The organism is Streptomyces sp. NPDC001156, assembly GCF_053598275.1.
Map to the genome: position 1 here is coordinate 160,571 of NZ_JBSFJX010000003.1, position 13,671 is coordinate 174,241.

13 protein-coding genes and 1 pseudogene are annotated in these 13,671 nt (G+C 69.7%); 3 read left to right on the forward strand and 11 right to left on the reverse strand.

The features are described from left to right. The first annotated feature begins 51 nt into the window (after nucleotides 1-51). A complete protein-coding gene (locus ACWDA7_RS02995) occupies nucleotides 52-510 on the forward strand; it encodes an RrF2 family transcriptional regulator (RefSeq protein ID WP_450602468.1) in 459 nt (152 codons plus the stop codon). A gap of 13 nt (nucleotides 511-523) precedes the next feature. On the opposite strand, the pseudogene ACWDA7_RS03000 reads toward ACWDA7_RS02995, so the two are convergent. The 3 genes and pseudogenes from ACWDA7_RS03000 to ACWDA7_RS03010 form a co-directional block, all read right to left on the reverse strand. Next, nucleotides 524-1,090: pseudogene (locus tag ACWDA7_RS03000) on the reverse strand (FAD-dependent oxidoreductase); the annotation flags it as partial. 79 nt (nucleotides 1,091-1,169) lie between these two features. Next, entirely contained in the window at nucleotides 1,170-1,415 is a 246-nt protein-coding gene (locus ACWDA7_RS03005; RefSeq protein ID WP_450602469.1) for a DUF397 domain-containing protein, read from the reverse strand. Beyond that, nucleotides 1,412-2,248, reverse strand: a complete 837-nt coding sequence (locus tag ACWDA7_RS03010) for a helix-turn-helix domain-containing protein (protein ID WP_450602470.1) — start codon at nucleotides 2,246-2,248, stop codon at nucleotides 1,412-1,414. Before ACWDA7_RS03010 ends, ACWDA7_RS03005 begins: the two co-directional genes overlap by 4 nt. Nucleotides 2,249-2,378: 130 nt before the next feature. Here ACWDA7_RS03010 and ACWDA7_RS03015 point away from each other — a divergent pair, with 130 nt between their 5' ends. Next, nucleotides 2,379-2,936 carry an ATP-binding protein gene (locus tag ACWDA7_RS03015; RefSeq protein WP_450602471.1) on the forward strand — a complete coding sequence of 186 codons (558 nt, stop codon included), beginning with the start codon at nucleotides 2,379-2,381 and terminating at the stop codon, nucleotides 2,934-2,936. Between the two features lie 8 nt (nucleotides 2,937-2,944). Here ACWDA7_RS03015 and ACWDA7_RS03020 read toward each other — a convergent pair whose 3' ends face one another. The 7 genes from ACWDA7_RS03020 to ACWDA7_RS03050 form a co-directional block, all read right to left on the reverse strand. Continuing rightward, nucleotides 2,945-4,585 carry a pyridoxal phosphate-dependent aminotransferase gene (locus tag ACWDA7_RS03020; protein WP_450602472.1) on the reverse strand — a complete coding sequence of 547 codons (1,641 nt, stop codon included), beginning with the start codon at nucleotides 4,583-4,585 and terminating at the stop codon, nucleotides 2,945-2,947. A gap of 246 nt (nucleotides 4,586-4,831) precedes the next feature. After that, on the reverse strand, nucleotides 4,832-6,076 hold the full coding sequence (gene mmsB / locus ACWDA7_RS03025) for a multiple monosaccharide ABC transporter permease (protein WP_450602473.1): 1,245 nt from the start codon (nucleotides 6,074-6,076) through the stop codon (nucleotides 4,832-4,834). After that, nucleotides 6,073-7,623 carry a multiple monosaccharide ABC transporter ATP-binding protein gene (mmsA, locus tag ACWDA7_RS03030; RefSeq protein ID WP_450602474.1) on the reverse strand — a complete coding sequence of 517 codons (1,551 nt, stop codon included), beginning with the start codon at nucleotides 7,621-7,623 and terminating at the stop codon, nucleotides 6,073-6,075. The genes mmsB and mmsA overlap by 4 nt, the downstream gene beginning before the upstream one ends. A 44-nt stretch (nucleotides 7,624-7,667) precedes the next feature. After that, the gene (chvE, locus tag ACWDA7_RS03035; protein ID WP_450602475.1) at nucleotides 7,668-8,774 is read right to left on the reverse strand and encodes a multiple monosaccharide ABC transporter substrate-binding protein; all 1,107 of its coding nucleotides are present in this window, start codon (nucleotides 8,772-8,774) and stop codon (nucleotides 7,668-7,670) included. 6 nt (nucleotides 8,775-8,780) lie between these two features. Next, entirely contained in the window at nucleotides 8,781-9,776 is a 996-nt protein-coding gene (locus ACWDA7_RS03040) for a hypothetical protein (RefSeq protein WP_450602476.1), read from the reverse strand. A gap of 121 nt (nucleotides 9,777-9,897) precedes the next feature. Beyond that, entirely contained in the window at nucleotides 9,898-10,902 is a 1,005-nt protein-coding gene (locus tag ACWDA7_RS03045; RefSeq protein WP_450602477.1) for a zinc-dependent alcohol dehydrogenase, read from the reverse strand. Then, complete coding sequence (locus ACWDA7_RS03050) at nucleotides 10,899-12,056, reverse strand: mandelate racemase/muconate lactonizing enzyme family protein (protein ID WP_450602478.1); 1,158 nt, start codon at nucleotides 12,054-12,056, stop codon at nucleotides 10,899-10,901. The genes ACWDA7_RS03045 and ACWDA7_RS03050 overlap by 4 nt, the downstream gene beginning before the upstream one ends. Before the next feature lie 269 nt (nucleotides 12,057-12,325). Here ACWDA7_RS03050 and ACWDA7_RS03055 point away from each other — a divergent pair, with 269 nt between their 5' ends. Then, on the forward strand, nucleotides 12,326-13,093 hold the full coding sequence (locus tag ACWDA7_RS03055; protein ID WP_450602479.1) for an SCO2400 family protein: 768 nt from the start codon (nucleotides 12,326-12,328) through the stop codon (nucleotides 13,091-13,093). 125 nt (nucleotides 13,094-13,218) lie between these two features. Here ACWDA7_RS03055 and ACWDA7_RS03060 read toward each other — a convergent pair whose 3' ends face one another. Next, nucleotides 13,219-13,653 (reverse strand): MarR family winged helix-turn-helix transcriptional regulator, encoded by a 435-nt coding sequence (locus tag ACWDA7_RS03060; protein WP_360996706.1) that lies wholly within the window; start codon nucleotides 13,651-13,653, stop codon nucleotides 13,219-13,221. Between the last annotated feature and the right edge of the window lie 18 nt (nucleotides 13,654-13,671).

Here is a 13,671-nt window from a genome sequence, read left to right on the forward strand (position 1 = left end):
ACGGGCGCGGCTGCCGACATTGTGGCCGGTGACAGGCATCACAATGAGCGTATGAGGATCTCGGCACGGGCGGATTACGCGGTACGGGCGGCACTGGAGCTGACCGTGCGTCAGGGCGGTGATCCGGTGAAGGCGGAGACGGTCGCCTCCGCGCAGGGCATCCCGCACAAGTTCCTGGAGGGGATCCTCGGAGATCTGCGCCGCGGTGGCCTGGTCGACAGCCGGCGCGGCGGCAACGGCGGTTACCGGCTGGCGCGCCCGGCCGACGCGATCACCGTGGCCGACGTCATCCGCGCGGTGGACGGCCCGATCGTCTCGGTGCGCGGCGAACGCCCGAACCGGCTCGCCTACACCGGACCCGCGGAGCCGCTGCTGCCGCTGTGGGTCGCGGTCCGGGCGAACGTCCGCCGCATCCTGGAGGGCGTCACCCTCGCGGACATCGCGACGGGCACGCTGCCGGCCCCGGTGCGGGCACTGGCCGAGGAACCCGCGGCCTGGGAGAACCCCTGACCGGAACTCCGGGCTACGAGGCGCCGCCGCCCATCATCGCGACCAGGTTCCGTACGGGGTCCGGGCCGAACAGGAGAGCGAGGCCCTCGGCCGACTCGGCGGCGGCCCGCTCGGCGCGCGGGAACAGGGCGTGTTCGTACGCGGAGAGTGCGGCTTCGGGGTCGCCGGGGTGCCCGGCGAGCGCCGTAGCCAGCTCCGCGCCGTCCTGCATCGCCGCGTTCGCGCCCTCGCCCGCGAACGGCGACATCAGGTGGGCCGCGTCGCCGAGAAGGGTCACTCCGGGCGTGCGGTTCCAGCTGTGGCCGACCGGGAGGGCGTGGATCTGACGGGGGGTCGGCGTGCCGTCCGCGTCGGCGACGAGAGCACGCAACCGGTCGTCCCAGCCCTCGAAATACCCCAGCAGCTTCGCCTTGGCCGCGGCCGGGTCCGTGAAGTCGATGCCGGGCAGCCAGTCCTCGGGGGCCTTGAAGGCCACGTACGCGTGGATCGAGCCGTCGGTCTCCAGGTGCGTGAGGAAGCCCCTGCCGTCGGCGAGCGAGAACATCATCCCCCCGCCCAGGAGTTCGGCCGTCGCCGGATGTTCGCCGCGAACAAGTTCGTGACGAACATGTTCGTTCATGGGGTCGCCGACGCGAGGTGCGGCAGGTCAAAGGCAGAGGTCAGGCCTGTGCGGCGAAGGAGAGGAAGTCGGTCCAGGCGGCGGGGGAGAGGGTGAGGCGGGGGCCGCACGCGTCCTTGGAGTCGCGGACGTGGACGGTGGCGGGGGAAAGGGCGACCTCGACGCAGTCGCCGGAACCGCTGCTGCTGTAACTCGACTTGTGCCAGGAGAGGGCGACTTCGACGCAGTCGTCCCCGGAGCCGCTGCTGTAGCTGCTCTTGAACCAGGCCAGTTCGGGCGTGCTCATAGCGCTCCTCGCATCTGCTCCAACAGACTCACGGAGTCTTCGAGGGTGAGAGCCTGCGCACGCATCCTGGCATAGCGCTGCTGGAGCACGCTGACCACCTTGGAGTTGGCGATGAGCTGGCCGCTTTCCGGAGCCTCTGTATAGGCGAGCCACTTGTTGTCGGGGGTTTCCAGCAGCTGCATGGGCCCGTGCAGTCCGGCATGGGACGCCCGCACCAACGGCATGACCTGGATCTCGACGTTGCGCAGTTCGGAGGCCGCCAGTACGCGATCGATGAGCTGACGCGTGACGTCCACCCCACCTGTGCGCCGGAGGAACAGGTGCTCTTCGAGGATGAAGCTGAACGCAGTGCTGGGTCGGTCCCGAAGCAGGCGCTGCCGCTCTGCCCGGGCCTCCCACTGCACCTGGATCTGCTCGTCTTCCAGCAGCGGCAACTGGTCCACGAACAACTGACGCGCGTATCCCTCCGTCTGCAACAGGCCCGGCAGTACCCGGCACTCGTACGTGTACAGACTGACCGCCACCGTCTCCAGCCGTGCCCACTGCCGGAACCACGCCGCCAGCCCCGGCTGCCGTGCCAGATGGCCCGCCGCCTTCCGTAAGGCCCCCGTGTTCCCGAGGGCCTCCTCCGCCCGCTCCACGAAGGCCGGGTCCGGCATCCGGCGCCCCAGCTCCACGGACGCCACCGTGTGCTTGGAGAACCGCACCAGTTCGCCGAACTGGTGCCGGCTGAGCCCCGCGTGCTCTCGTAACGCCTGCACCACCGCCCCGAACGTCCGCAGACTGTCCGAGGACTCCGGCTCTCCGCCCGCACCCGTCGCGCCATCCAACACCGTAGGCCACCTCCCGCGGCCATGGTCACGGAAAGTAACTGGTACTGTCCAGTCGGTGAACGCGTACGCTGCCGCAGCGTACGCGCTGTCGACCTGGTGAAGTGCCCCTCCCGCCCGCCAGATTGGGCGCATGACCGCACCTCCCACTCCCCAAGACCCGTTTACTGCACGTGTGTTCGTGCAGCGCCTCAGCGCCACCCCGCGCGGCGCCCGGCTGGCCCGCCACCTCGCGCTCAACCAGTTGCACACCTGGGGCGTCCCGCACGGGACGGACACCTCCGAGGCCGCTGCCGTGATCGTCGCCGAACTGGCCGCGAACGCGGTGACACATGGCCGCGTACCCGGCAGGGACTTCGAGTTGCGGCTGTCCCTGGTCACCGGCAGTGTCCGGATCGAGGTGAGCGACACCCGGAGCGGGCCGCCGCACCCGCCGGCGCCCGGCGCGGTGCGGTCACCGGCCGCCTTGGCGGAGAGCGGCCGCGGGCTTGTGCTCGTCGACGCGCTCGCCGACCGGTGGGAGGTGCTGGACCGCGAGCCGCCCCCCGGCAAGACCGTGCGCGTCGAGATCGATCTGCCGGGCGGGTGGAAGCCCTCGGCAGAGCAGTCCGGCCGGCCCGGGGCGTCTCTGCGGGCACACGGCACCCGTCCGGCTCGGGCCGGTTGGGCGGCGGAGGGTCGGTGGGGGTGAGGGGCGGCTCAGCCGACCTGGTTGTACATCGCGCCCGCCGCCGGCCAGCCGGTCGGCTCGGGGACCGGCTCCGGCTGGGTGCGGCCGCGGACCTGGGCGGCCGTGAGGCCGCCCGCGGCGGGCATGCCGCGCCGGTTCTGCGCGGCAGCCGCCAGCCCGGGCAGACCGGTCTGCGGAACGGGCTGCAAGCCGGTCGCGGGGGCCGGAGCGACCCCCGGCGGCGTCGCGGGGGCCATGGGGACGGCGGCTGCCGGGGCGGGCATCGGTACCGGCATCGGCGCGGGTGCCGGCATGGGAGCGGGCATGGGCACGGGTACCGGCATGGGGGCGGCCGGCGTCGGCAGCGGAGCCGGCGCGGGCATGGGGGCCGGGGCGGGCGCCGGGGCCGAGCCCGGGGCCAGCGGCATCGACGCGGCCTGGGAGGCGAGCCCCATGACACCGGCCCCGTTCGTCTGGCTGACGAGCCGGTCCACCGCCGCCGTGCCCGAGCTGTAGCTGGTCCCTGTGCTCAGCTCGGGCACGGCGGCTCCTCTCCTGGTCCCGTAGAGCACCTGCTCCATGGCGGACACCAGGCGACGCACGTCCACCTCGGGGCGCACCACGAGCCGCAGGAAGCGGCTGGATGAACCGATCTTGTTGCCGCACTCGCGGACCAGGATCCGGTGCTCGGTCAGCAGCCGGTCCCTGACCACGGTGCCCTCGGCGCCGACGGGGAGGCGCACGAAGAGAAAGTTGCCCTGCGACGGGTAGACCGTCAGGCCGGGGAGCTGGGAGAGCTGGCGGGACATGTCCAGGCGATCCCGACGGACCTCGTGCAGGCTCTCCATGTACTCGGAGGCGTGCTCCTTCAGCATGAACACTACGTGCTCGGCGAAGGAGTTGAGGTTCCACTTCGGCAGCATCGAGCGGACCTTGCCCGCGAGCGAGGGGTTGGCGACCAGATAGCCGAACCGTATGCCGTGCAGGCCGAAGTTCTTGCCGAGGCTGCGCAGCACGATGACGTTAGGGCGCATCACGGCGTCCTGGACGACGCTCGGTTCGTTCTCGGCGTCGGCGAACTCCAGGAACGACTCGTCGATCACCACCAGGTCCAGATCCGCCATCGCGTCCATGAACTGCACGAGCGCCTGGCGGTGCACGAACCCGCCGTCGGGGTTGTTCGGGTTGCAGACGACGGCGACGCGGGTGCCGCGTCTACGGATGAACTCGGCGTACTGCGCCAGGTCCAGGGCGAATCCGCTGGACTCCTGGAGCGGGAACATGTCGACGCGCTTGCCGGTCTCCATCGGCTGGTCGGTCCAGCGGCCGAAGGTGGGGACGGGGACGGCGAGGGACTCGCGGACCAGCAGGTGGTCGATCCAGGTGATCAGCTCGGTCGAGCCGTTGCCCATCGCCACGCACTGCGGCGGCAGCTGGAGCAGGTTGCACAGCTCGGCCGTGATCGTGTCGGCGCTGCTCGGGTAGTAGGTGACGATCTCGCGCAGCCGCGTCGCCATCTCGTCGAACATGGCGGACGTGGGGAAGTACGGGTTGCACGGGATGCAGAAGTCCACCGGGCCGGTACCGTCGCCACCCTCCCGCGTCAGCGCTGCCATCGAGGGGCTGTGCGCTGCGGTGCTGCGGAAGAGCGAGGTGACGTTGTCGGCCATGGAACCTCCGTATGAGGCGGGCCCGGTGGGGACGACCGGGCCCGTCGACTTTCAGGTGGCCCGTGCAGGGGGGGAGCACGGGCCGCCCTTTCATACGGATGCGCGGGAGGCGGTGTTCAACTGATGTGAAAGAGGTGTGTCTTCGGGAACCGTTCCCGCTGGTGGTGCGTCACGCGCCCGGCGAGTCGGGGACGGGTCGCACGAGGAAGCGCAAGGCCCCCACCGCCGGGTGGGGGCCTTGCCGGCTCACGAACCGGACTTGCGTTTGTTCCACACGTCGAAGCCGACCGCCACCAGCAGGGCCAGGCCCTTGATGACCTGCTGCCAGTCGGTGCCGACGCTGAGGAGGTTCATGCCGTTGTTCAGCACGCCGAGGACAAGACCGCCGATGATCGCGCCGAGGACGGTACCCACACCGCCGCTCATGGACGCGCCGCCGATGAACGACGAGGCGATCGCCTCGAGTTCGAAGTTCACACCCGCCTTCGGTGAGGCCGCGTTCAGGCGGGCCGCGACCACCAGACCCGCCAGGGCCGCGAGCACGCCCATGTTCAGGAACACCTGGAAGGTGACCCGCTTGTCCTTGACGCCGGACAGCTTCGCCGCCGGCAGGTTGCCGCCGATCGCGTAGATGTGGCGGCCGAACACGGCGTTGCGCATCACATAGCCGTAGCCGGCCACGAGGACACCGAGGATGATCAGCACGATCGGGGCACCCTTGTAGCTGGCGAGCAGCAGCGTCAGGACGAACACCGCGGCGACCAGTGCGACGAGCTTCAGCGCGAACAGCCGCCCGGGCAGCACGTCGAGGGCGAACTCCTGCTGCCGCCGCCGGTCCCGCATCTCCTGCCGTACCACGGCCGCGATCAGCACGAGGCCGAGGAGCAGTGTGAGGTTGTGGTAGTTGGTGTTCGGGCCGGCCTCGGGCAGGAAGCCGTTGCCGATCTTCTGCAGCCCGTCCGGGAACGGGCCGAGGGTCTGCCCCTTGAGCAGGATCTCCGTCAGACCGCGGAACAACAGCATCCCGGCGAGGGTGACGATGAACGACGGTATGCCGAGATACGCGATCAGGAACCCCTGGACCGAGCCCGCCACCGCGCCCACCAGCAGGCACAGCACCAGGGCGAGGGGCCACGCCACATGATGGCTGACCGTCAGCACGGCGGCGAACGAGCCGACGAACGCCGTCAGCGAACCGACCGAGAGGTCGATGTGCCCCGCGATGATCACCAGCATCATGCCGATCGCGAGGATCAGGATGTAGCTGTTCTGCAGCACCAGGTTGGAGACGTTGCGCGGCAGCAGCAGGTCCCCGCCGGTCCAGATCTCGAAGAGGACGACGATCAGGCCGAGCGCGATCAGCATGCCGTACTGCCGCATGTTGCGGCGCAGACCGTTCAGCATCAGCTGGAGCAGACCCTCGCCGCCGGCCGATCCGCTTCTGCCCGGCGGCGCGGGGGCCGGGGTCTTCGCGGTCACATCGGCGCTCATCGCGTCACCTCTTTGTCCTTCGTCATATGGCGCATCAGCACTTCCTGCGTGGCCTCGGCCCGCGGCACCTCACCGGTCAGCCTTCCGGCGGCCATCGTGTAGATGCGGTCGCACATACCGAGCAGCTCCGGCAGCTCGGAGGAGATGAAGACGACCGCCTTGCCCTGGGCGGCCAGCCGGTCGATGACCGTGTAGATCTCGTACTTGGCGCCCACGTCGATACCGCGCGTGGGTTCGTCCAGGATCAGCACATCGGGCCCCGAGAAGATCCACTTGCTGAGGACGACCTTCTGCTGGTTGCCTCCGGACAGCTTGCCCACCGGCTCGAAGACGGTCGGCGCCTTGATGTTCATGGACTTCCGGTAGCCCTCGGCGACCTGCCGTTCCTCGTGCTCGTCGACCACGCCCCGCTTCGCCACCTTCTTCAGCGCGGTCAGCGAGATGTTCCGGTTGATCGTGTCGATGAGGTTCAGTCCGTAGTGCTTGCGGTCCTCGGTGACGTACGCGATGCCGTGTCCGACCGCCTCGGCGACGGTCTTCGTACGGATCTCCCGGCCGTCCTTGAGCACCGTGCCGCTCGCGTAGCGGCCGTAGGCGCGCCCGAAGACGTTCATGGCCAGCTCGGTGCGCCCGGCGCCCATCAGTCCCGCGATGCCGACGATCTCTCCGCGCCGCACCTGGATCGACACATCGTCGACGACCTTGCGCTGCTGGTCGATCGGGTGGAACACCGTCCAGTTGCGGATCTCCAGCGCCGGGGCCGCGTCCTCTTCGGCCTCGTGCGGAGTGCGCTCGGGGAAGCGGTGGTCGAGGTCGCGGCCCACCATGCCGGCGATGATCCGCTCCTCGGTCGTCTCCGGTGCCTTCACATCGAGCGTCTCGATGGTGCGTCCGTCGCGCAGGATGGTCACCGAGTCGGCGACCCGGCGGATCTCGTTCAGCTTGTGGGAGATGATGATCGAGGTGATGCCCTGGTTCTTCAACTCCAGGATGAGATCGAGGAGTTTGCCGCTGTCCTCGTCGTTCAGGGCCGCCGTCGGCTCATCGAGGATGAGCAGCTTCACCGACTTCGACAGCGCCTTCGCGATCTCCACCAGCTGCTGCTTGCCCACGCCGATGTCGGCGACCCGGGTCTCCGGGTGCTCGTCGAGACCGACGCGGCGCAGCAGTTCCGTGGCGTGCTTGAGGGTGTCGTTCCAGTTGATGAAACCGCGCGTGGCGTGCTCGTTGCCGAGGAAGATGTTCTCGGCGATGGACAGGAACGGCACCAGCGCCAGCTCCTGATGGATGATGACGATGCCGTGCTGCTCGCTCGCCCGGATGTCCCTGAAGCGGCAGATCTCCTCCTCGAAGAGGATCTCGCCTTCGTAGGTGCCGTGCGGATGGACGCCGGAGAGCACCTTCATCAAGGTGGACTTCCCGGCGCCGTTCTCCCCGCAGATGGCGTGGACCTCGCCCTGACGGACGGTCAGGGTGACGTCCGACAGCGCCTTGACGCCGGGAAAGGTCTTGACGATCGAGCGCATTTCCAGGACGGGTCCCGCCATGGTCGTGCCTTCCAATCAGTGTGGGGTCGGGTACGGCCGCGGGGTCACTTGAGCTCGGCGTCGGTGTAGTAGCCGCCCTTGACCAGGGTCTCCTCGTAGTTGGTCTTGTCGACGCTCACCGGCTGCAGCAGGTACGACGGGACGACCTTCGCTCCGTTGTCGTAGGTCTTGGAGTCGTTGACCTCGGGCTTCTTGCCGGCCAGGACGTCGTCGACCATCGTCGAGGCGACCTCGGCGAGTTTGCGGGTGTCCTTGTAGACGGTCTGCGTCTGCTCACCGGCGATGATCGACTTCACCGAGGCCAGCTCGGCGTCCTGGCCGGTGACGACCGGAAGCGGCTTGCTCTTGCTGCCGTAGCCGTCCGACTTCAGCGAGGACAGCACGCCGATGGAGATGCCGTCGTACGGCGACAGGACGGCGTCGACCTTCTGGCTCTTGTACGAGGAGGTGAGGATGTCGTCCATGCGCTTCTGCGCGGTGGCGCCGTCCCAGCGCAGGGTGGTGACCTTGTTGAGCGCGGTCTGGCCGGAGCGGACGACCAGCTTCTTGCTGTCCATGTACGGCTTCAGGACGCTCATCGCGCCGTTGAAGAAGTACTTGGTGTTGTTGTCGTCGTTGGAGCCGGCGAACAGCTCGATGTTGAAGGGGCCCTTGCCGTCCTTCAGGCCGAGCTTGTCGACGATGTAGCCCGCCTGCAGTTCGCCGACCTTCGTGTTGTCGAAGGAGGCGTAGTAGTCGACGTTCTTGGTGCCGAGGATCAGCCGGTCGTAGGCGATGACCGGGATGTGGGCGTCGGCGGCCTCCTGGAGCACGTTGTTCAGCGACTTGTTGTCGATGGCCGCGACGATCAGGCCCTTGACGCCCTGGGTGATCAGGTTCTCGATCTGCGAGACCTGGGTGTCCGGGTCGTCCTCGCCGTAGACGAGCTTGGTCTTGTAGCCCTTGGCCTGGAGGTTCTTGACGACGTTGTTGCCGTCGGAGATCCAGCGCTCGGAGGACTTCGTCGGCATCGCGATGCCGATGGTGCCGCCCTTGGCGCTCCCCTTGTCCTCCTTGCTGCCGCCCTCGCTGTTCTGGCCGCAGGCGGACAGGGTCAGGGCGAGGGAGGCGGCTGCGGCTGTCGCGGCGAGAGCGGCTCTACGAGTGCGCATGGCTGATCAGTCCTCGTTCTTCTCGTCGTTGAGTGGGGTGACATCAGTGGGAAACCGGTGCAGCGGGCCGGGCAGCCGGGAGCCGAGCGGCGCCATGTCGCCGTCCGCGCCGTGCCGGGCGAGCAGGTCGAGAGCGAGCCGGCCGCGCCGCACCCGCTCCCGGGCGGTGTCCAGGGTCAGGTCCCGCAGATGGGTGCCGTACGGGTAGATCCCGGGGGCCTTGGACAGACCGAACTTCAGATACAGCGGTGCGCCGCGCCGGATGAGCTCGGCGACCTCGTACATCCGCACGTAGCCGCCGAGGTCGTCGGGGGCCTCGATGTACATGTCCATGGGGGCGGCGGAGACCCGCCGGATCTCGGTGAGATGATCGAGCGTCAGGTCACTCGGCACGTTGACGGAGTCGGCGCCGAGGTGCTCGAAGACGGAGTACGACGCCGGGTTGACCGGCCCGACGAGCGCGGACACCTTGAGGGTGGTGTCGGCCGGGATGATCCCCGCCGTGCGGGCCCGGTGCAGCGTCCACAGCACCCCCTCGTCGGCGACGAGCAGGCACTTGACGCCCAGTTCCGTGGCCCGGACGGCGTCCTCGACACAGCCGGCGACGGCGTCGTGGCCGCGGGCGCGCAGCCCGGCCCCGCGCGAGTCGGTGCGCACGGAGCCGCCGATGTCCCAGGTCCCGCGCGGCCCCGTGAACAGGCACAGTTCGATGTCGCGCTCACCGGTCGCCTCGACCATCTCGGTGATCTCGGCGTCGGTCAGCATCCACACTCCGCTGCCCTGGCTGATGCGGTGGATGGGCACGTCGAGCCGGGAGGACTCCTTGAGGACCACGGCCAGCGCCTCGGGTCCCTCGCACGAGGGGATCTCGGTGCGCCAGCGGCCGCCTCCGGGGAAGGTGTGCGGAGAGGCGTCGGCGGGGCAAGGGACGGGGGCGCCCAGGCCGAGCGCGGCGAGCACCTGCTCACCGGGCCTGCGGGCTGCCGTAGCGGAGTCGGTCACAAGGCGTCCTTCATGTTCGGTATTTCGGACAACGTTCGTGTCGTGGGGCGTGGAGAGGCCGGGTGGTACGCCGGCACGGAACTCGTCGGGTGATTCCGTGCCGGCGTACGGTCCGGGAGTGTCAGGGACGCAGCAGGACCTTGCCGACCTTCGGATCGCCGGATCCCACCAGTTCCATGGCCCGCGGGAACCCGTCGAGCGGCAGTTCGTGTGTGATCAGGGGAAGCGGATCGAGCAGCCCGGCGCCGAAGACCCGGACCGTGTGCGCCCAGGCGTCCGGCGGCGCCCCGAACACGGTGTGCACCTCCAGTTGCCGTACGACGAGATCGGTGGGGTCGAGGCCCTCGGCGCCGGGTGCCGGGATGCCGGTGAGGACGAGGCGTCCGCCGCGCCTGGGCAGGGCCGCTGCGGTGCGCGCGGCGGAAGCGGACCCGGCGGTCTCGATGACGACGTCGAAGCCTGCCGGGAGGTGCTGGTCCCGGGTGCGGAAGTCGGTGGCGCCGAACTGCCGGGACAGTGCCTCGCGGTCGTCGCGGGTGCCGACCACCAGCAACTCGGCCGGGGAGAGGGCCTTGAGGAACTGCACGGCGAACATGCCGAGCGTGCCGGTGCCCACCACGGCGACGCGCTCGCCGGGCCGGGCGTTCGCCTTGAGCGCGGCGGCCGCGATACAGGCGGCGGGCTCCAGCAGGGCCGCCGCCGTCAGGTCGGCGTTCTCGGGGAGGACGTGCAGCAGACGGGCCGGGAGTGTGAGGGTGGCGGCCATCGCGCCCGGCTGGGTGAAGCCCGTCTCCTCGTACCCCGAGGTGCACAGGGTTGTCTCGCCCGCGTGACAGCGGTCGCACACCTGGCAGTTGCGGAAGCCCTCCCCGACGGTTCCGCGGCCGACGAGTGCCTCGGGCACTCCGGCGCCGACCGCTTCGACGGTGCCGGACCACTCGTGACCGGGCACGAGGGGATAACGGACGTAGCCCTCGGGCCGGTTGCCCTGGAAGACCTCGCGGTCGCTGCCGCAGATGCCGACGGCGTACACCCGTACGAGCGCCTCTCCGGGGCCCGGCGCCACCGGTTCGTGGCGGGCCAGACGGTGCACGCCCGGCGCCTCGACGACGACCTCGGTGCTCACTGCGTCCCCTTCGGCTTGCGCTGCTCCCAGCCCTCGGCCCACAGGTCGAACCGGGTCTGCTGCTGCGGGAACTCGGCCGCCGCGTCGGTGTCCAGCTCCACACCGAGCCCGGGGGCGTCGGAGAGGTGGAAGTAGCCGTCGACGACCTCGGGCGCGCCCTTGACCACCTTCTTGATCTCCGCGTCCGCGAAGTCGTTGAAGTGCTCGAGGATCTTGAAGTTCGGGGAGGTGAAGCCGACCTGGAGGGAGGCGGCGGTGAGCACGGAGCCGCCCACGTTGTGCGGGGCCACCAGCATGTAGTGGGTCTCGGCGGTGGCGGCCAGCTTCCGGGTCTCCCAGATGCCGCCGATGTGGCCGACGTCCGGCTGGAGGATGTCGGCGGCCTGGTTCTCGAACAGCTCGCGGAACTCGATGCGGTCATGGATGCGTTCGCCGGTGGCGACCGGGATGTCGACCTTCGCCGCGACCTTCTCCAGCGCCTTGAGGTTCTCGGGAGGCACCGGCTCCTCCAGCCAGGCCGGCTTGAACGGCGCGAGCTCGCGGGCGAGCCGGACGGCCGTGGCCGGGGAGAAGCGGCCGTGCATTTCCAGCATCAGCTCGGTCTCCGGGCCGATGGCGTCACGGACGGCCTCGATGAGGGAGACGGAGTAGAGGGTCTGCTCGTGGTCGAGCTCGAAGTGGCCGGTGCCGAACGGGTCTATCTTCAGGGCCCGGTAGCCGCGGGCGACGACCTCCTGGGCGGCCTTGTGGTATGCCTCGGGTGTCCGTTCCGTCGTGTACCACCCGTTGGCGTAGGCCTTGACCCGGTCGGTGACCTTTCCGCCGAGGAGTTGCCAGACGGGGACGCCGAGTGCCTTGCCCTTGATGTCCCAGCAGGCCATCTCGACGACCGCGATGCCCGACATCACGATCTCGCCCGCCCGGCCGTAGTCGCCGTACTTCATCCGGCGGACCAGCTCTTCCACCGCGAACGGGTCGGAACCGAGAATGTGGTTGGCCTCCGCCTCGCGCAGATAGCCGAGCAGCGCGTCCGTGTGGCCGAGCATCCGGGTCTCTCCGACCCCGGTGACGCCCTCGTCGGTGTGCACCTGGACGTAGGTCAGGTTGCGCCATGGCGTCCCGACCACGTGTGTGCTGATTCCGGTGATGCGCACGGAAGTTGCCCCTCGCTGCTCGGACGGTGCTTCGTCGGCTAAGACTGGCGTGTTCGAAATTTCGTCACGCGTTCGAAATGCTGGCGTGACAGTAAGGAGGGGGCGGCGGGGGTGTCAATGGGGCGTACGCATAACGGTTTCGGCAAGCGATCCGGGAACGCCGTAGCACTCCGTGTTCAACTCGCCACACCATTCCGGGTGGTTCAGCACACAACTTTCACAGCTGCCCCTAGGAACGTTACCCGTGCGGAATTTAGTCTTCCCGCGTCATGGACTATTGCCACCCGTGCCGAAGGCACCTCAATGGCGCCCTCGCCTGCCCGGGGTGCGGCACACCTGTCGAAGAACTGCACGCGTACGCCGCCGCGGAGGAGGGCAAACACCCCGCAGGCGACGGCTACGAGGGATACGACGGCACGGACGGTTCCGAGGAACCCGAGGTGCCCTACGAGGACGAACCCGCGCGGCCCGGGCGGTCGCAGGGCCGGCGGCGGTCGAAGAGTCGCGTCGCCTCGGGCGACGGTGACGGCGCTCCCGAGGGGCGGGCCGGGCGTCGCGACCGCAAGGCCGCGGCCCATCGCCGGCGGCGCAGGCGGGTGCTGCTCGTGGGCGCCGGGCTGCTGCTGGCGGCGGGTGCCCTGAGTTTGGCCGAACTCGGCATAGAGGCGCCCGGGACCACTCCGAAGACCGCGGCCGCCGGGGACGAGACGGCGGACGGCGGCGCCTCCGTGAAGGAGGGCACCGCGATGCCCGATGGCGGCGGTGCCACCGGTGCGACCTCGATCTCCGCATCCACCTCCGCGTCTCCGTCGGCGTCGGAGTCCGCCAAGGACAAGAAGGACGACAAGAAGAAGGCCGACAACGAGACGCCGTCGCCGACCGCGACGGTCCTCCCGACTCGCACGGCCCAGGCCCCCCAGCCGACGCCGTCGTCCACGCCGAGCAGCGCTCCGGCGACGAAGCCGCCCTCGGCCAGCCCGACTCCGCGACCGTCGCCGACGAAAACCTGCAACCGTTTCCTGTGGTGGTGCACCTGAGCAGTCCGCGGGGCGAGCGGATGCGCCGCTCGACTTCCGGGCCGCCGGGCCGTCCCCGGCGCCCGGCTTCCGGGGGCGCCTGAGCCGGCACGCCGGGCGGCCGCAGCGGGTGACCGCGCGGTGAACTACGCCCCCAGCATCCGGCGGAGCAGGTCCCGCAGGGACAGCCGTTCGGCGTCGGACAGTCCCGCCAGCGGCTCGCGGGCGAAGTCGAGGGAGTCGCGCAGGCCGCGCGCGACCCGGCGGCCCTCCTCCGTGGCCACCGCGAGCTTCACACGGCGGTCGGCCGGGTCCGGGTGGCGCTCCACCAGACCCCGCGCCTCCAGTCGGTCCACGATCCCGGTGACGTTGGACGGCTCGCACTTCAGCTTCTGCGCCAGCCGCCGCATCGGCAGCGGTTCGAGCGAGAGCAGGCCGAGCAGCCGCGCCTGCGCCCCGGTCAGCGCGTGCTCGGCCGCGGCCTCCTCGTACTCCTCGTGGTAGCGGGCCACGACCGTGCCGATGAGCTCCACGACCTCCAGGGTCAGGGGGTCTATGCGGGATGTCTTCTGGGTGGCCATGGCATCCAGGCTACCCCG

Bases quoted from the DNA above. Each gene is read 5' to 3' on its own strand.
- ACWDA7_RS02995 (WP_450602468.1), top strand. From the start codon at position 52: ATGAGGATCTCGGCACGGGCGGATTACGCGGTACGGGCGGCACTGGAG.
- ACWDA7_RS03005 (WP_450602469.1), bottom strand. From the start codon at position 1,415: ATGAGCACGCCCGAACTGGCCTGGTTCAAGAGCAGCTACAGCAGCGGC.
- ACWDA7_RS03015 (WP_450602471.1), top strand. From the start codon at position 2,379: ATGACCGCACCTCCCACTCCCCAAGACCCGTTTACTGCACGTGTGTTC.
- ACWDA7_RS03020 (WP_450602472.1), bottom strand. From the start codon at position 4,585: ATGGCCGACAACGTCACCTCGCTCTTCCGCAGCACCGCAGCGCACAGC.
- mmsB (WP_450602473.1), bottom strand. From the start codon at position 6,076: ATGAGCGCCGATGTGACCGCGAAGACCCCGGCCCCCGCGCCGCCGGGC.
- mmsA (WP_450602474.1), bottom strand. From the start codon at position 7,623: ATGGCGGGACCCGTCCTGGAAATGCGCTCGATCGTCAAGACCTTTCCC.
- chvE (WP_450602475.1), bottom strand. From the start codon at position 8,774: ATGCGCACTCGTAGAGCCGCTCTCGCCGCGACAGCCGCAGCCGCCTCC.
- ACWDA7_RS03055 (WP_450602479.1), top strand. From the start codon at position 12,326: ATGGACTATTGCCACCCGTGCCGAAGGCACCTCAATGGCGCCCTCGCC.
- ACWDA7_RS03060 (WP_360996706.1), bottom strand. From the start codon at position 13,653: ATGGCCACCCAGAAGACATCCCGCATAGACCCCCTGACCCTGGAGGTC.